This is a genomic window from Ruegeria sp. CK2, assembly GCF_056536585.1.
Map to the genome: position 1 here is coordinate 53337 of NZ_JBQFPW010000002.1, position 17004 is coordinate 70340.

The 17004-nt window shown below is 54.3% G+C and carries 14 protein-coding genes and 1 pseudogene; 5 read left to right on the plus strand and 10 right to left on the minus strand.

Annotated features, from left to right (window positions below; translation table 11 throughout):
• Positions 1-17: 17 nt before the first annotated feature.
• A complete protein-coding gene (locus ACR0BU_RS03445) occupies positions 18-512 on the minus strand; it encodes a putative pterin-binding protein (RefSeq protein ID WP_480736241.1) in 495 nt (164 codons plus the stop codon).
• A 155-nt stretch (positions 513-667) separates the two neighbouring features.
• Here ACR0BU_RS03445 and ACR0BU_RS03450 point away from each other — a divergent pair, with 155 nt between their 5' ends.
• Positions 668-1285, plus strand: coding sequence for a response regulator (locus tag ACR0BU_RS03450; protein WP_480736315.1), 618 nt, complete (start codon positions 668-670; stop codon positions 1283-1285).
• An 877-nt stretch (positions 1286-2162) separates the two neighbouring features.
• Entirely contained in the window at positions 2163-2708 is a 546-nt protein-coding gene (locus ACR0BU_RS03455; RefSeq protein WP_480736240.1) for a LuxR C-terminal-related transcriptional regulator, read from the plus strand.
• A 422-nt stretch (positions 2709-3130) separates the two neighbouring features.
• Here the strand turns inward: ACR0BU_RS03455 and ACR0BU_RS03460 are convergent, their stop codons facing one another.
• The 7 genes from ACR0BU_RS03460 to ACR0BU_RS03490 form a co-directional block, all read right to left on the minus strand.
• Positions 3131-4507 (minus strand): FGGY-family carbohydrate kinase, encoded by a 1377-nt coding sequence (locus tag ACR0BU_RS03460; protein WP_480736239.1) that lies wholly within the window; start codon positions 4505-4507, stop codon positions 3131-3133.
• Positions 4504-4818 (minus strand): L-rhamnose mutarotase, encoded by a 315-nt coding sequence (rhaM, locus tag ACR0BU_RS03465; RefSeq protein WP_299884489.1) that lies wholly within the window; start codon positions 4816-4818, stop codon positions 4504-4506. Before rhaM ends, ACR0BU_RS03460 begins: the two co-directional genes overlap by 4 nt.
• Positions 4818-5801, minus strand: coding sequence for an ABC transporter permease (locus tag ACR0BU_RS03470; RefSeq protein WP_480736238.1), 984 nt, complete (start codon positions 5799-5801; stop codon positions 4818-4820). Before ACR0BU_RS03470 ends, rhaM begins: the two co-directional genes overlap by 1 nt.
• Positions 5798-6778: an ABC transporter permease gene (locus tag ACR0BU_RS03475; RefSeq protein ID WP_480736237.1), complete on the minus strand. Its 981-nt coding sequence runs from the start codon at positions 6776-6778 to the stop codon at positions 5798-5800. The genes ACR0BU_RS03470 and ACR0BU_RS03475 overlap by 4 nt, the downstream gene beginning before the upstream one ends.
• Positions 6775-8322, minus strand: coding sequence for a sugar ABC transporter ATP-binding protein (locus ACR0BU_RS03480; protein WP_480736235.1), 1548 nt, complete (start codon positions 8320-8322; stop codon positions 6775-6777). The genes ACR0BU_RS03475 and ACR0BU_RS03480 overlap by 4 nt, the downstream gene beginning before the upstream one ends.
• Positions 8323-8396: 74 nt before the next feature.
• A complete protein-coding gene (rhaS, locus tag ACR0BU_RS03485) occupies positions 8397-9395 on the minus strand; it encodes a rhamnose ABC transporter substrate-binding protein (protein ID WP_480736234.1) in 999 nt (332 codons plus the stop codon).
• A 46-nt stretch (positions 9396-9441) separates the two neighbouring features.
• On the minus strand, positions 9442-10245 hold the full coding sequence (locus tag ACR0BU_RS03490; RefSeq protein ID WP_480736232.1) for a DeoR/GlpR family DNA-binding transcription regulator: 804 nt from the start codon (positions 10243-10245) through the stop codon (positions 9442-9444).
• A 187-nt stretch (positions 10246-10432) separates the two neighbouring features.
• Here ACR0BU_RS03490 and ACR0BU_RS03495 point away from each other — a divergent pair, with 187 nt between their 5' ends.
• Both ACR0BU_RS03495 and ACR0BU_RS03500 read left to right on the plus strand, forming a co-directional pair.
• A complete protein-coding gene (locus ACR0BU_RS03495; protein WP_480736230.1) occupies positions 10433-12535 on the plus strand; it encodes a bifunctional rhamnulose-1-phosphate aldolase/short-chain dehydrogenase in 2103 nt (700 codons plus the stop codon).
• Between the two features lie 12 nt (positions 12536-12547).
• Entirely contained in the window at positions 12548-13777 is a 1230-nt protein-coding gene (locus tag ACR0BU_RS03500; protein ID WP_480736229.1) for an L-rhamnose isomerase, read from the plus strand.
• Between the two features lie 316 nt (positions 13778-14093).
• Here ACR0BU_RS03500 and ACR0BU_RS03505 read toward each other — a convergent pair whose 3' ends face one another.
• On the minus strand, positions 14094-15026 hold the full coding sequence (locus tag ACR0BU_RS03505; protein WP_480736227.1) for a LysR family transcriptional regulator: 933 nt from the start codon (positions 15024-15026) through the stop codon (positions 14094-14096).
• Positions 15027-15340: 314 nt separating this feature from the next.
• Between ACR0BU_RS03505 and ACR0BU_RS03510 the strand changes: the two genes are divergently transcribed.
• Positions 15341-16114: an MBL fold metallo-hydrolase gene (locus ACR0BU_RS03510; protein WP_480736225.1), complete on the plus strand. Its 774-nt coding sequence runs from the start codon at positions 15341-15343 to the stop codon at positions 16112-16114.
• A 151-nt stretch (positions 16115-16265) separates the two neighbouring features.
• Here ACR0BU_RS03510 and ACR0BU_RS03515 read toward each other — a convergent pair.
• Positions 16266-16901 (minus strand): annotated as a pseudogene (locus ACR0BU_RS03515) (site-specific integrase).
• Positions 16902-17004 lie beyond the last annotated feature (103 nt).

A 17004-nucleotide genomic window follows, 5' to 3' on the forward strand; every position in this document is an offset into this window, starting at 1 on the left:
TAAGCACACTCAGCGAGTTAATCCACGACCTTCAAACGCTTAAGCTGCCAGATGCTGAACGTGTATATCGTTTCAACCCGGTATTTGGGATCCTGATCGTATGGGAAAACAACCCAATACGGCCCCTTGTCCCTAACAGACATTGTCTCGCCGTCCATGCGAGTGGCTATGATCGGAGCGTTGTCTTCCAGATCCGCCAGTGGCATCGTGACCTTGTAGTCGTTTAAGGCCACCATTTCGACACTCGTGCCGTCCGTGTTTAGTGCGGTAAGCAGGGTTTTCAACGGCACCCCCGAGAACGTAACTTCATCATCTGTCCAGATCGTCGAGGTGCTGAATGACACCTGGTCCATTGCGTCAAGATCTTGAAGGCTGAGTTCGAGGGTATCGGAGGCAGGGCCTGATGTCGTTACTTCCAACGTAATCTCTGCCTGAGCTGAAGCTGGAGCGACCCAACTCAACAACAGCATGAGCAGCACGACATAAATCCGCGAGTAGTGTTTTTGTGCCATCGAATAGCCTCCGGGTCAGGTAAACAGGGTTGTAACTATTAATCCCGCACAGTCATCAGAGCATTGGCATAGGCACCTATACCAAAGTATAGTTCTGTCATGATTTGGCCTGATTTTTTGGTTGTGAATGCGTTCAGCGAAAGGAAACTGTGGACATGCCCAATATCCTCTTAGCTGACGACCATGATCTGGTCCGTGACACAATTGCGGCCTATCTGGAAACCGTAGACGACTTCAAAGTCCAGACCGCCGCCAATTTGGATGAAGCGTTGGAATTGATGCGTGGCCTAGATTCCATGGATCTGCTTATCCTCGACTATCACATGCCAGGTATGGACGGCTTGAGTGGCCTTAGTCGTGCCCGCCAGGCCTTTCCTGCGACCAAGGTCGTACTGATGTCAGGTGTCGCTAATCGCGAGGTAGCCAATAAGGCAATGGAGAATGGTGCAAATGGGTTTATTCCCAAATCTTTGAAAGCCGTGTCGCTGGTCAACGCCATCAAATTTGTACTGTCAGGCGAACGGTATTTCCCCTTTGACTTTGGACAGGCAGACGAGCCAGCGGAGTCATCTGGCGTTTTTGCCACCCTGTCAGACCGGGAGATGCAGACGCTGGAGCAGCTCTGCATCGGCCTTTCCAACAAGGAGATCGCTCGAAATCTGGGAATCCAAGAGGTTACCGTAAAGCTGCACGTAAAAAATGTGCTGGCCAAACTGGGCGTTTCCAACAGAACGCAAGCCGCTCTGCTGGCGAAAGAAAAGCAGTTGTTTTGAGCGGCGGAACAGACTTCACAACATGTTTCATCGTTTCTGCTTCAAACCCTCATTTGGTTACGTGGCGAAATTCTCACTCCGCCAAAAGTGTCCTGTGTCGAGCGCGGAGTCTAAATAGCTTTCGAGCTTTGTCTTGCCGATCACTGAAGCTGACAGCAACGTCAGTTAAAAAGGACACTCGGGTTTAATGGCAGACCCTTGAGTCGCAAATGGTAAGGTTGGTGCGCCGGAAAATACTCATAGTAAGCGAAACCAATGACTTAACTTCCATCTAATGGCAAAACTTTGTGTCGCTCCACATCTCGCAATATGAGGCGACACAAAGTTCTGCCACCAGCGAAAGAACCTTGCCATTTTCGCCTTACCCCGTTCATCCAGCATCCCAACCGATTTGATTGATCCTGACTTCGTTTTGGAAAAATCAGGGCGGCTTGCAGTTTAGACGCCGAAGGCGCCTGTTCCTGCTGATCTGCCAGTTGGAGAACGCGGATTGGGGGGCAATGCTATTCGACAATGGTGATGCGGCCCGCAGATGCAGCCGAGGGCACAGAACTCTCGAATAGGGTTGCCCGAGGAGAAGGCAGCGCCCTATACCAGTTTTAGTGGTTAAAACGGGTATAATTCATTGATCCGTGACTGGATTGCAAAATCCTTGTCCTTGCTGATGCAACGGACATCCCGGTCGGGTTTCGGCCACGACCTCAAGCGGGAACTCGGCGTCAGAGTTTCATTCTGCACCTTTCTGATCCTGACGTATTACCCTGATCGCGAGCCGGTTTTGCCATACAGCTAGATCGGGGATCCGAAACTACTGAAAATCTGTCACTCGCAATATCTGAGCGGTACGTACCGGCTTGATCCCTACTATCAGATGGCAATGCGTTCCTTTCGGCCCGGTTTCTTTCGCCTCAGAGACATTGCGCCTGATCGGTTCTACACGTCTGAATATTACCGCCGCTACTACGCACAGACGCGGCTTTGTGACGAGGTTGGTGTACTGGTCCGCCAGTCCGATGGCTCGGTCAGCGCGATTTCAAGCAGCCACGACGAGCGTGGCGGACCGTTTTCGAGGTCTGAAGTCAATGGTTGGCGCGCGATTGCACCTGTGATCACTGAGTTGCTGCGCCAGCATGCTGAGAAAGTTCATGTGTCCAGCGCTGCAGCGAAACAGACCGGTGGACCAGATACAGCAAAGTTGATCCTCAACTTCAGCAAACGCCTACCGCCGAAGGGGTTGACGCGTCGCGAGGCAGAAATTTCTGCGTTGATCCTGGAGGGCCATTCTAACCTCTCCATCAGTGGCCATCTGAATATCGCTACCGATACCGTAAAGGTTCACCGCAGGAACATTTATCGAAAGCTGCAGATATCATCTCAAGCCGAACTTTTCGCCAAATTGCACGCCGCTCTGATTTCAAGGTAAAGAGCGCACAAATTGTGCCGATGAGAGCCGAGATCAATCGTTGGTGCACCCCTCGGCGGATCGCTGCAATGTCTCTTATGGGCCGTCCTCGAGATCCGTTAGATGTGGGGCAGGCGGCAATACTGGACTGCCTCCGATGTCAGCTGTGAACCCATCTTCTTCATTAGTCACTTGGCGGCGAACAACAGGTTTTTCCATCGATACTGAATTTCTCTGTGCAGCACGGGTGTATTGAGAGATTGGATTTCAAGAAAGCACTTTGAAAGGTCATACAGACTTGACCTATGTTCACTTCAATAAGAGCCCAATAGACTGCAGCAACCAACGTTTTCAAAACCCTAAGACGGCATAAGGTCTGAGAGTTGGCGGCAGCGTCGGTTTTGATGGCTTTTCCCGATTTGGACAGGGCGTTCGACCGTGCCTCAGATAACTGCAGCCCTTCGCCACCTCTCCGCATATGCGCGATAGCTGGGGTCGTTGGCCGACATTAATGGACTCGGCTCTACGCTCTCTGGAAGTGCGTCCGATTTCAATGATAGCAGAGCAGCACCTTGGCTTGTCCCAGTTGCGCTTTCGGAGACAAAAATGGGCCAGTTTGTTGCTGCGCGGAGCATTTCACAGTAGCCGTTGTTTGTGGCGAAAGGGCCTTCGACGACGATCGGGCCCCGATGCCCTGTTAGCGACAGGCATTCCGCCGTCATCAATGCAAGATAGAAGCTAAGTGCGGCGATGCGTTCTGGCGTACCCTGCTCGGGTTCTGACCCAATCCAATGATGCACGCGCCCTTGAAAAGGGCCGCTCTCAGGTACGACAGCAGGCATAAGTAGAGGGCCGTTTTCCGCGACTGCGCTCAGCACAGCTGCATCACAAGTCGCGCTTTGGCCAGCCCGGATCACTTCGTACTCTCGACCGCCCATGAAGCGGGCGGAAGGAATTGGTTCGCCCAGACCGCTCACATTGATTAAGGCGTCGCGGGTTGCGTCCAACACCACTTTGGGCCCTCCGGCGGACATGACTATGACCCATGTCCCTGTCGACACCACTGAAAACGGAGGATTGCGCCGCATTACATGAGTTAGGAGCGATGCGTTGGAGTCGTGAATACCGCAAAGGACAGGTGTGTCGGGCCTGAGGCCGATTCTGGATGCAATATCCGGCAATAAAGAACCGAGAACATCGGTGGATTTTCGCGCCGGAGCCAGCTTGTCTCTGATTTCGAGATGGTCGGTGAGTGAAGAAAACTCCGCTTTGTAGGGGTTCCAGAGGTCAGTGTGGCAGCCCAGGGACGACACATCGCTGGCGAGAACTCCGGTCAACCGATGACCCCAGTATTGCGGATAAGTGATGATGGCTTTCGTGCGGTCGCGAAGCGAAGTGTCCCGGGTGAATTGCCAGTGGATTTGCGCGCCAAGATTAAGTCCCACCGGCAGCCTTGGCGATCCGGTTTCCTCGAAGGCGGGTCGAAGCGCGTTGTAGTCCGCGGCCACACTGTCGGGCCCTGTATGCTCGTAATCGAGTATCGGTGCTGCAAGGCTCCCGTCGGCGGCAATCAGGGCACCGGATGCGCCGTGAGTGGTAATAGAGATCGCATCGACACCCTGTTCTTTATGAAACTCGGCAAGCGAGTCGAGGAGGAATACCCAGATTCCCTCGACATCGAAATGTGGATATGGAGGCCGATCAAGGACAGTGTTTGGCAGAGTGACAACGGCAATCTCGGACAAATCAAATGTGTCTACTAGAGCAAGCTTCGCATTGGTCTTACCGATGTCGATGACAGCGACGTGGCGGGCTGTCATGGCATGTGAAACACGGGCGTTAGCGGCTCCGCTACCGGTTCATTGTCGGGTTTCGTTTCCATGATGTCTGCCATATGCAACCACCAGCGCTGCATGACCTCGTGTCCGGGCAGGGCGTCCATCGTATGCTCCTCGGTCCGCCAAAGAACGCCGAAAAGGGTGTTGGTCTCTTCGTCCAGGTGGATCGAATAATCTGACACACCTGCATCCTTCAGCAAGGTGACAAGCTCGGGCCAGATCTCGTCGTGGCGTGTCTTGTACTCGTCTTTGCAGCCCGGATTGAGATGCATCTTGAAGGCGTATTTTTCCATCAGGCAGATCTCCACATCGACCAGAGCCTCGGCAGCGCGATAACCGAAATCAAGAGCGCGCCGATTACGATCGACATTACGATCCCTGGCACATTCAGCAAGCCGAGCCCGAAAGTCACCAGCCCCATGACAAATGCTGCAATGACAACGCCGGGGATAGATCCCGAGCCGCCGAGGATGCTAACGCCGCCGAGAACGACCATGGTCACAATCTCAAGTTCCCACCCGAAGGCGATGGATGGCCGTGTTGAGCCAAGTCGTGACGTCAAACAAATCGCCGCGACCCCGGACATAAGGCCGGTTAGCAGGAACAAGATGAACTTTATGCGGCCGACGCGAATCCCGGAAAACAGCGCGCCCGTCGAATTGTTGCCGATCGCATAAACCGCACGCCCGAAATTGGTCATGTGCAAAAGGACTGCGTAGATAACCGCGATGATTGCGAAGAGCGTGAACTCAAACGAGATCACCCACCAAACGTATCCTTGCCCGAAGAAGGCGAAATCTGGCGGGTAGCCCCGATAAGCCTGATCTCCAAGGATAATGAAGCTGAGGCCACGGAACAGGCTCATGGTACCGATTGTGACGACGATAGACGGCAGCCCAAGACCCGTGACCAAAACACCGTTGAACGCGCCGCACAACAGGCCGACGGAAAGCCCAATAAAGATTAAACCGGGGGTCCCGACGCCAACCTGCACCGCTGCCCCCATAGCCGTTGATGCCAATGCAATGATAGCTGCGACAGAAAGGTCGATTTCGCCGGAAATGATGAGCAGCGCCATGGCAAACGCGATCATCGCCTTTTCCGTGAAGTTGAACGTTGCATCGGAGAGGTTCCAGGCGTTCAGGAAATACGGAGACGCGAACGAGTTGGCGACAAAGATGCCGACAGCGACTAGCAACAGCAGGCTTTCCCAGCTCTTAAGGTTTCGTTCCATTGGCGATCGCAGGCGATCGGGGATGCTACGAGTGGTACTCATGTCGCATGCTCCGCGCGTTTCAAGATGATGCGGCCGGGCGTGCGGTTGGCCTGCGCGTTCAAGACGACGGCAATAATGATCGCACCGCCTGAGATGGCCATTTGCCAGAAGGGTGAAATGTTCACGACCGGCAGCGCGTTTGCGATGATCCCGAGAAACAGCGCACCCAAAAGTGCACCCTGCACTGTACCTATGCCCCCCATGATGGACACTCCACCAATAACGCAGGCCGCAACGACAGTTAGCTCAAACCCGCCCGCGACATCTACATAGGCAACGGCAAACCGGGAGACCCAGAGATATCCTGTTAGGCCCGCTATGGCCCCCGATATCGTGAAAGCCCAGAACTGTGTTCGACCAACGTTGATCCCAGCATAAGTGGCGGCGTGAGGATTGCCTCCTGCGGCGTAGAAGGCGCGCCCCAGGGTTGTTCGCGTCATTATGACTGAAAACAAAATCACTGCGGCGATTGCGATCCAACTCAAGACCGGTAAGCCGAAAATGTCCGTTCGTGGAACGGCCTTGAAGGCATCGCTCATCTCGTGGCTATTGACCCATTTGCCCTCGGTAAGAAGGAAGATGATGCCGCGAAAAATGGTCAGTGTGCCAAGCGTCACGACGATTGGCGGGATGGCGAGTTTCCAAACCAAAATGCCATTCAACATTCCCAAGATTGTGCCGAACCCAATTGCGATCAATACGATGACGATGATTGGCAAATTGGGCACGGCAATGTTGATCAGCGAAACGACCATGCCTGTCAAAGCAAGGTTGGCAGCGACGGAAAGGTCGATACACCTGGTCAGAATGACAATCATCTGGCCGATCGCCAGCAGGATCAGCGGCGAGGTGTCATTAAAGACAACAACAAGATTTGAGGGGGCGATGAAACCCGGAAAGCGCCACGCAATCAGCATGAGCAGCAGTCCGATCGCGGTAAGTAGCAGAAGCTCACGAGAGGCAAGTATCTGCTTCATTGCACTGCCTCACTGATTCCGGCAGCGTGAGTAACCAGCGTTTCCGGAGTGATATCCTTGCGATCCAGCTCGGCTTCAATCCGTCCCTCGCGCATCACGATAACCCGGTCGGACATGCCAATGATTTCTGGGATCTCCGAACTGACCATGATGACCGCGAGGCCCTGAGCCGCAAGCTCTGCCATGAATTCATGCACCGCCGCCTTTGACCCAACATCGATACCTTTGGTCGGTTCATCCAAGATGATGACCTTGGGTTGAGTGGCGAGCCATTTAGCGATCACGACTTTCTGTTGATTCCCGCCCGAAAGATTGTTCACATTGGTGTCCAAAGACGCAGCGCGCAGATCGAGGCGTTCGGTGTACTCGCGCGCTAGTTTGAATTCTTCGGCAAGTTTGAGGAAACCATAGCGCGACGTGCGTGCCAGCGACGGCAACGTCACGTTTTGAAATATTGGTAAAGTGCCAATCGCACCTTGCTTACCCCTGTCCTCAGGAACATAAACGATACCGCTCGCCACGGCTTCTGCTGGAGAGCGGATGGTGATCGACGCGCCGTCGATTGCTACACTGCCGCCAGAGGGACGGGTGATACCAAAGAGGGCCTGCATGAACTCCGAACGGCCCGCTCCAACCAGCCCGTAAAACCCCAGGATCTCACCTCGCCGGAGCGTAAACCCGATGTTCGCGAACTCCGTCGGGTGCTCGTAGCCTTCGACTGCAAGCACCTCGTCACCAATGTTATGATCTCGATCTGGGTAAATCTGGCTTACGTCCCGCCCGACCATCATCTTTACAAGTTCTGGTTCATTGACGTCTTCGATGGCGCCTTCGCCGATCATCTGGCCGTCGCGGTAAACAGTGTAGAAGTCCGCTATACGGAAGATCTCATCGAACTTGTGGCTTATGAACATGATTGCCTTGTTTTGACGCTTCAGGTTCTCAACGAGCTCGTAGAGTTCTTCGATTTCCTTCTGGCTCAATGCTGCTGTTGGCTCATCCATGATCACGACGCCAGCATCGATAGAGAGCGCACGAGCTATGGCCACTAAATGTTTGTTTGCAGTTCCAAGATCCTTAAGCGTTGCACCAGGGTCGATCTTGGCACCGATGCCCGACAGTATCTCGCGGGCGCGCGCGACCATCGCTTTTTTGTCAATAAGTCCGAACTTGCTCCTCGGGGCGTGCCCAAGGAAAATATTCTCGGCGACCGACAATTCATCAAACAGAACGGTTTCTTGGTGGATAGCTGTTACGCCGGCGTTTTCTGCCGATTGTGGAGTCGGGAAGCGCACTGGTTGGCCGCCGATCCGGATGTCGCCCTCGTCTGGCTGGTAAATTCCCGTCAGAACCTTGACGACGGTCGATTTGCCCGCGCCGTTTTCGCCAACCAATGCCGTCACTTTTCCTGGGAAAAGCTTCAGCGACACGTCCGACAGCGCCCGCACACCCGGGAAAGTCTTCGTAATCCCCGAAAGCGACAGCAGGGGATCGATGTCTGGGGCGGTTCGGCTAGACACGTTTGGTCTGATCTCCAACTGCATGGGCTCGATTGGGTTTTTAAGAGATTGTGATTGTACCGGCGCGGATCAAAAGCCCGCGCCGGAAACCGTTCAGATCAGAAGATCGATTTGAACTGGTCAATATTTGAACTGTCATAGGTGAACGGGTCAGCCATGGCCGCTGTATTGGTATCGTCCAACGCTACGGCTCCCATCCGACCCATCGGGATCTCAGCGCCCGGAGCAGCTTCAGCGCCGTTGGCGATCGCCGCTGCCAACATGGTTGCGGAGTAACCTAGGTCAATCGGATTCCAGATCGCGAAGCTCTTGGTCGCGCCGGAGTCTACACAGCCCGCCATTTCAGATGGCAAACCCAGACCAGTAACGTTGATTTCACCAATCTTGCCTGCGTCTGTAACGGCCTGGCATGCCGCGAGAATCCCAACAGTCGTTGGTGCGATTATCGCCTTGAGTTCCGGGTAGGTGGACATAAGGCCTTGAGCCTCTCGGTAGGATTTGTCGGACAGGTCATCACCGTAGACAGTCGCGGCAAGGTTCACGCCTGCGTAGTCGGGTAGAACCTCTTTTGCGGCTTCGATCCAAGCATTTTGGTTAGTCGCTGTAGCAGTCGCGGAAAGGATCGCAACATCACCACCGTCCGGCATATGGTCAGCGGCAAGCTTGATGATGGTATTGCCGATCAACGGTGTCGACGATGGGTTCAGATGCATCTGGCGGCCCTCTTGGGCGACGCCCGAATCCCACGAAATCACAGTGATGCCGCGCTCCATTGCTTTTTTGAGCGCAGGTACAACCGCGTCAGGGTCATTTGCTGAAATCGCAATGGCATCAACGCCTTGCGCGATGAGCGAGTTGATTACCTCGATTTGGCCTTCCGCCGTAGTGTCGGTCGGACCGGTATAAATGATCTCGACATTGCCGAGCTCTCCAGCAGCCTCTTCAGCGCCTTCAGCGGCCGCCTCGAAGAATCCAATTCCCAGAGCTTTTACAACCAGCGCAATGCGCATGTTTTCCTGCGCCATAGCCGTTGATCCCAACATGCTTGCCGCTAGGCTAAGCCCGGCAACGACTGAAGTGAAAGTTCGACGTTTCATTTGATTCTCCCTTAAGGTGGCTTGTTATGGTTAGTCGATGAGGTGGTCAGGAGGCCGCCCCTTTCTCTTGAATGCTGCCAGAATTAGCGACGATGAGTTTTACGTCTGCGGCCGCCAGCATGGCCGCCGTTTTGTCAGAAACGCCATCATCCGTAATGACTTTACTGATGCGATCGAGCGGGCAAAGAACCAGGCTGGACCGCTGGCTGAACTTCGAGCTGTCGACGAGAACGACGAGTTCGTCAGCTTGGCCGATTAGCTTCTGCTCGGCCTGGATCAGCAGAGGATCAGCCTCCATAAGGCCAATTGGTCCCAGGCCCTGCGCGCCCATGAACATTCGCTTGGCGTAGAAGTTGCGGGTCACGTCGTTGTCGAATGGGGACAGAATAATGTTCTGCTCACGGTAGATTGTTCCGCCCGACAGCATGACTGTGTTCTTAGAGTGCTTCAGGAGATGTTCGGCTATCGGGAACGAGTTAGTGAAAACTTGCAGCCGCCGATTGGCAAGCGGGTGCACCATCTGGAATGTCGTTGTACCGCCGTTGATGATTATGCTGTCGCCATCTTCGCACATCTCAACTGCGGCCCGGGCGATGGCCCGCTTTTCGTTTATTCTCAAAGTCTCGTTGACCGAGAACGGGCGACCGGCAAGTCCAACGAACTGCGGTGGTGTGATAGCCTCAGCGCCTCCGCGAACACGGCGGAGCTTCTTTTGCATGTGTAAAGTCGAGATATCGCGCCGAATGGTCGCCTCAGACACGCCCGTCAGGCTGCACAAGTCCACGACGGTCACGACTGGCCGATCCTGAACCGCCGAGAGAATAATCCTATGTCGTTCTTTTTCGTGCAAGTACGCCTCCCATGTCTTGAACGGTGCGCAGATTCGGTGCATCTGTCAATCATTTTCAGTCAATATCGATCATTCTGCGGTGCGGCATGATCGATATTGATCGTTATTGATTGACATATTGCCGGATCAAGGCAAGGCTAAACGGAACACAAAGTCACCGCCGAATCCAGGCAACAGCGAGGGCAACATGTTGAAATCGGTAGAGAATCAGCTTCTGGAGAACCGGTGGGATAAGAGTGTTGCGGCAGGAATGTCCGAATCGGATTTACTGCTGTACCGTTCAAATATCCTTGGATCAGACAAACGCGTAACGAACTACGGCGGTGGGAACACTTCAGCGAAGATCATCGAGACAGATCCGTTGAGTGGCAAGGATGTCGAAGTCCTTTGGGTCAAAGGATCAGGGGGTGACATCGGTTCGATGAAGCTTGATGGATTCGCGACGCTCTACATGGATAAGCTGACTGCTCTAAAAGGGCTCTACAGAGGTGTGGAGTTTGAAGACGAGATGGTCGGTTATCTGCCGCACTGCACCTTCAAACTAAATCCGCGGGCGGCATCCATCGACACCCCGCTGCATGCCTATGTGCCGCGCAAACATGTTGATCACGTCCACGCAGATGCGATCATTGCAATTGCGGCATCACGAAACTCACGTGCGCTGACCCAAGAAATTTTTGGAACCCGTATTGGCTGGTTGCCCTGGAAGCGTCCCGGCTATGAGCTAGGCATTTGGCTGGAGAAATTCTGCCTTGAAAACCCCGATGCCGACGGTGTGGTTCTGGAGAGCCATGGTCTCTTCACATGGGCTGATACCGCCAAGGACTGCTACGATTGTACGATCGACGTGATCAATGTCGCAACCGGTTGGTTGGCAAAGCGCACAGCTGATGTTCCAGCTTTTGGTGGCGAAAAGCATGAGAGCCTTGCACCATCTGAGCGTCGCGCCATTGCTGCGCGCCTAATGCCTGCAATCCGCGGGTTCGTGAGCGACAATCAGCATATGGTTGGGCATTTCAGCGACAGCGATGCCGTGCTTGAGTTTGTAAATGCCAAGGACATGGAACCCCTCGCGGCGCTTGGCACCTCTTGCCCTGATCACTTTCTTAGGACGAAAATCCGCCCCCTCGTTGTCGGCTTCGATCCTGTAAAGAAAAACATCGACGCGGTCCTGGCCGGCCTTCCGGCGCAAGTCGCCGCCTATCGCGACGACTACGCGGCTTATTATGAGCGTTGCAAACACGACAATTCGCCCAAACTTCGCGACCCTAACGCGGTTGTCTACCTGATTCCGGGTGTCGGCATGATCACCTTTGCCAAGGACAGAGCGACCGCCCGGATATCTGCCGAGTTCTATGTCAACGCAATCAACGTGATGCGAGGGGCAAGCGCGGTGAGCGAATACTGCGGGCTACCCGAACAGGAAGCCTTCGACATCGAATACTGGCTCTTGGAAGAAGCTAAGCTTCAACGCATGCCCGGGCCCAAATCGCTTGCCGGTCGCGTGGCGATGGTCACGGGCGGCGCGGGTGGGATTGGGTCGGCAACGGCGGAGCGCTACTTGGCAGAGGGCGCGTGCGTAATGCTCGCCGATATCAACGCTGACAGTCTTGCATCCACGGAAAACGCGCTGAAGCAGAGATTCGGTAAGGATGTGCTGCGCTCTACTCTAATGGATGTGACCGACGAAGCTGGAGTGGCATGCGCCATTGCCGAAACAGCTGTCGAATTCGGCGGTATCGACATCCTGGTCTCGAACGCAGGCATCGCGTCTTCCGCTCCGGTCGAGGAAACCTCGCTGGAGCTTTGGAACCGGAACATGGATGTTTTGTCGACCGGTTACTTCCTGGTCAGCCGCGAGACCTTCAAGGTGATGCGAGTGCAGGACATGGGCGGGTCGATTGTCTTCGTCGCCTCGAAAAACGGGCTTGCGGCATCGCCTAACGCGTCGGCCTATTGCACGGCTAAGGCCTCGGAAATCCACCTCGCTCGTTGTCTTGCTCTTGAGGGCGCTGAAGCCGGGATCCGGGTCAATGTCGTGAACCCGGATGCTGTTCTGCGAGGTTCTAAGATCTGGGAAGGCGATTGGTTAGACCAGCGTGCATCGACCTATGGCACCGACAAAGAAGGCCTTGAGGAGATGTATCGCAACCGGTCGATGCTAAAGCGCGCCGTCTTGCCAGAGGACATTGCGGAGGCTTGCTATTTCTTCGCAGCCGAAACCTCCTCCAAATCAACCGGCAATATCCTGAACGTCGACGCGGGCAATGTTCAGGCGTTCACGCGGTAAAGAGGTAAAAGAATGGGTTACGAGAGCGCTAAAGAACAGTTTGCGGATTGGGGCGTCAATACCGAGGCCGCAATCGATCGCCTGAAGGACATCCCGATTTCGGTCCATTGCTGGCAAGGCGACGACGTTGTCGGATTTGAAAACCAGACCAGCTCGTCCGGCGGTGGCATACAAGCGACGGGAAACCATCCCGGGCGGGCACGCAATCCCGACGAACTTCGAGCCGATTTGGAGTTCGCCTATTCGCAAATTCCAGGCAAGCACCGGCTCAACCTGCACGCCATGTATCTGGACACAGAAGAGACCCCTGATCGCGACGAAATCGAATACCGCCATTTCGCCCCTTGGGTCGACTGGGCGAAGAACCAAGGCATCGGACTGGACTTTAACCCAACCTTCTTTGCGCACGCCAAAGCCGACGACAATCTTACGCTATCTCACCCTGACGAGGGCATCCGTGACTTCTGGATCGAACACGGTCGTCGCACACGCGACATCGCTTCAAAGATGGGCGAGGAACTCGGGTCGCCATCGGTCAACAACATTTGGGTGCCCGATGGCTACAAAGACATCCCAGTCGACCGTATGGCGGCCAGGGCGCGGCTTGAGGCTTCGTTGGATTCAATGCTGTTGCAAGCGAAGGACAACATGTTGGACGCCGTTGAATCCAAGCTCTTCGGCATTGGTGTCGAGGCCTGCACTGTGGGCAGCCACGAATTCTATCTCGGCTACGCGATCCGAAAGGGCACGCTATTGTGTCTGGACATGGGGCACTTTCATCCCACTGAAAACATCGCCGACAAGCTGTCAGCCGTATCACTCTCAATGCCGGAGATCCTGTTGCACGTGTCGCGCCCCATGAGATGGGACAGTGACCACGTAATCCTCCTAAACGATGACATGCTCGCAATGGCTCACGAATTGGTCAGTGCAGACCTTCTTGGTCGCACTCACATCGGGTTGGATTTTTTTGACGCCACGATTAGCCGTACAGCCGCATGGGTAATTGGGACCCGCAACATGCAAAAAGCCTTGTTACAAGCTCTTCTTAAACCGTGGGAGACCTTACGGGCAGCAGAGGACAAGCTAGATTTCTCCGCCAGACTGGCCCTAACCGAGGAGCTCAAGGACCTTCCCTATGGTGCCGTTTGGGCAGAGTTCTGTGCAAGAAACCAAGTGTCGGTTGGTGCAGAATTGATTGCGAGACTCGAGGCCTATCAAAATTCGGTCGCCGACCGATAACCTGCGCCCGCCAGGGTCGGCGTCACATGAGCCATCAACTCGGCACTCTTTCTTTTGGACTGGGGCAATTGCGGCCCTCTATGGTGCACAATCGCTCCAACCTAATGTGACTGGTCGTGGCACACCCGCCCCTTATCTTCCTATGCTTTTGCTGATTTTTTTGACCTCATTGTGGTCTCACTTCTGCTATAACAGACCTTCACATTCTAGCCGCTTGGTCCGCAAAGCCACCATCTGATCAAACAAAATGCTGCGCGCGGCACGGATATCAACAATGGACCGTATCTCACAGAACGACAACATTTAGTCTGAGCACCTAACGCACTGGCTGCAGGTCCTGATGCTGAATGACATGCGTTCCGCCGTAGTTGGTCAGGCCTTGATAGATGGCATTGACTACAACTCGCGTGCTTTCCGTAATGGCATGTCGATGGGGATACACAAGATAGATGTCTTTTGGTTCTATGGTGTAGTCTGCCAGCATGATTTCCAATGATCCCTTCTTAAGGAATTCATCCGCCAAGACGCGTGGCAGTCGAGCATATCCCAAGCCATCCACCAACGCGTTCATCAGATGTGAGGGCGTATCCACAATCAGCTTGGTCACCAGTTCGATCTCGGCCTCATGACTGTCCTTGCGTATGGCGTGAAAACCATAAACGCGATGATCGGCGTATTGAATAAAGGCATGTTGGCCCATTTCAGAGTGATGCTTCGGCCGGCCAAAGCGATCTAAGTACGATGGTGCTGCGACCAGAACTGTTTCAAACTGGCCAATCTTGCGGACAATCGCATTGGCGTCACCGATTTCACCGGTCCTGAGCGCCAAGTCATATCCTTCTCTGACCACGTCAACCAGGCGGTCTTCGACTTTGACCGTTAGCTTCATGTCTGGATATGCGGCATGCAACTCCTGTATCGCATCTCCGACCGGATTTTCCCCCATCACTTTGCTGATACTGATGCGCAGTTCTCCACCAGCAGTAGTGGCCAGTGCGGAAATATCAGCGCGCATCCGCTGGTGTGTGGCGACCATGTCAGAAGCATGTCTTGCAACGATGCTACCTGCACGTGTTGCCATTGCGCCAGATGTAGTGCGCTGCAGCAACGGGGTGCCGAAATCCGCTTCGAGAGCGGCCATTTGCTGGCTTATGGCTGGCTGGCTGACGTTGCGGGCTCGTGCGGCAGCGCTCAATGAGCCTTGATCCAAGACTTCAAGGAAACTTTCCAGATATCCCAAGCGATCCATTTTACCCCTAAGTAATGCTTATACCAGACATAAGGCAATGTGAGCTGGTTTCCAATATATCAGGTCATTACATCTGCGGTTGGGAAAAAAGACAATAGAAGACATAGGAAATACTTATGAAAGTCACACGCAGAAACCTTTTGACAATGGTTGGCACCACTACATTGGCAACGCCCTTCTTAGCAAAACCAACTTTGTTACAGGCCGCTGACTGCGGTGTAGTTGCTGGTAGCTTGCCGTCCTATTCCAAGCGGCGTGTCGGGGATGTCGATGTCATTGTCCTGCTGGACGGCACAATCGATGTCGGGCCAGATTTGATCGTCGGCTTTGATCAGGAGGCTGCCGATCAAGCCCTCAAACGCCAGCATTTGCCGCCGTTCAGCGGGACGCGACCTTTACCGGTCCTGGGGCATGTCATTGACACAGGCAGCAAAAAGATTGCCATCGACACTGGAACGCTGCCGGGGTTCTCGCCAAAAACTGGCGGATATCATGAAGCTTTGAAGCAGGCGGGTATCGACCCAACTGACATCGACGCTGTGCTCATAACCCATCTACATCCTGATCATGTTGGTGGCATGATGGCTGGCGCTGAGCGCCAGTTCCCGAATGCAGAGATTCTTGTGAATAAGATCGAGTGGGAGTTTTGGCATGGGGCGGCAGCGGATGCGCTTCCAGATCAAGTTCAATCGTTTGTGCAAATTGCGCGCAGCGCGACCATGCCCTACTTGGAACAAGTTGTACTTTTTGGACACGACGAGGAGGTGTTGCCCGGAATTCAGGCTATTTCAATGCCAGGCCACACGCCAGGCCATGCTGGTTTCCAGTTGCACAGCCGTGGCGACAACCTTCTATTTTGGGGCGATTTGATCCATCTTCCAAGATTGCAATTTGACAATCCCGATTGGCTTGTCGCGTTTGATATGGATCCTGCTCAAACCACTGCGACACGTGCCAAAATGCTGGATCGCGCCGCGGCAGATAGCTTGCAAGTTACCGGAGCGCATCTCGAGTTCCCCGGCTTTGGCTATGTCGATCAATTGGCTGGAAGGTATGAATTTGTGCCGGCAGCCTACGATTACTCATAAGAGTTCGTCTGCCGCATTGACCGTTCAAAGCGGCGGACGAAAGAACGGGTGGTATTAAAAATGAGCAACGGCTTTGGTGAAGCTGCACCGCAGCTGTTGACGATACGATGAAGGCGAGCTCCGGGCTGCCCATGTAGGCTGCCCGATCAAGCTAGATTTCTATGGCTTCCGCGATGGCCAATGCGTCTTCGAGCCCTAAGCCAGGATAGCGAACCTTGCTATCCATCTTTGCGTGGCCGAGCAGCAAGGGTGCGAACCGCACGCAGATTGTCCGTTTTCTTGTAGATCTGCGTGACCTTTGGGCGGCGCATCGTGTGTTTGTCACAGGCGCTAGCTTCAAGAACGATTGATGTGACGCAATCTCTAACGATCCGCGCATATAGGCGGGTCGAATGTGCAGCCGCCCATGAAATCGATCAGGCCAAAGGTATTCCGACCCCATCATGAGTTCGTCTTCGATCCATTTCTCGACGGACGAGCGCGTCGCCTCAGATATCTCAAAGCGCACACGACTCTGAGTCTTGCTCTGCATTCCCAAAGCCCGTTCGCTGATCTGACCCGATGCAATGATGACGGCGACTTTCATCTTCACCAGATCACAGCCGCGACGCTTGCTATCGATTTCCATATTGAAGAGAGCAAGATCGCGGTGGTTCTCGGCAAGTTCAAGTCGAACCCTGATCGCCGAGACGTGCCTTGGTTCCAGCGGCAGCTTCTGATCAGTTATTCGGCCCTTGTGCCAAACACGGCGAAGTGCGCGAATGGCAGGTAAGCTAGCTGTTTCCATGACTGATCCTCCGATCTGCCATGCCCTCCCAAAACGACATCCCGACGTTGATGCGGGATCATGTCACGGGATGCCGCGCTGCCTCTAAGGTCTTCTAGCAGCC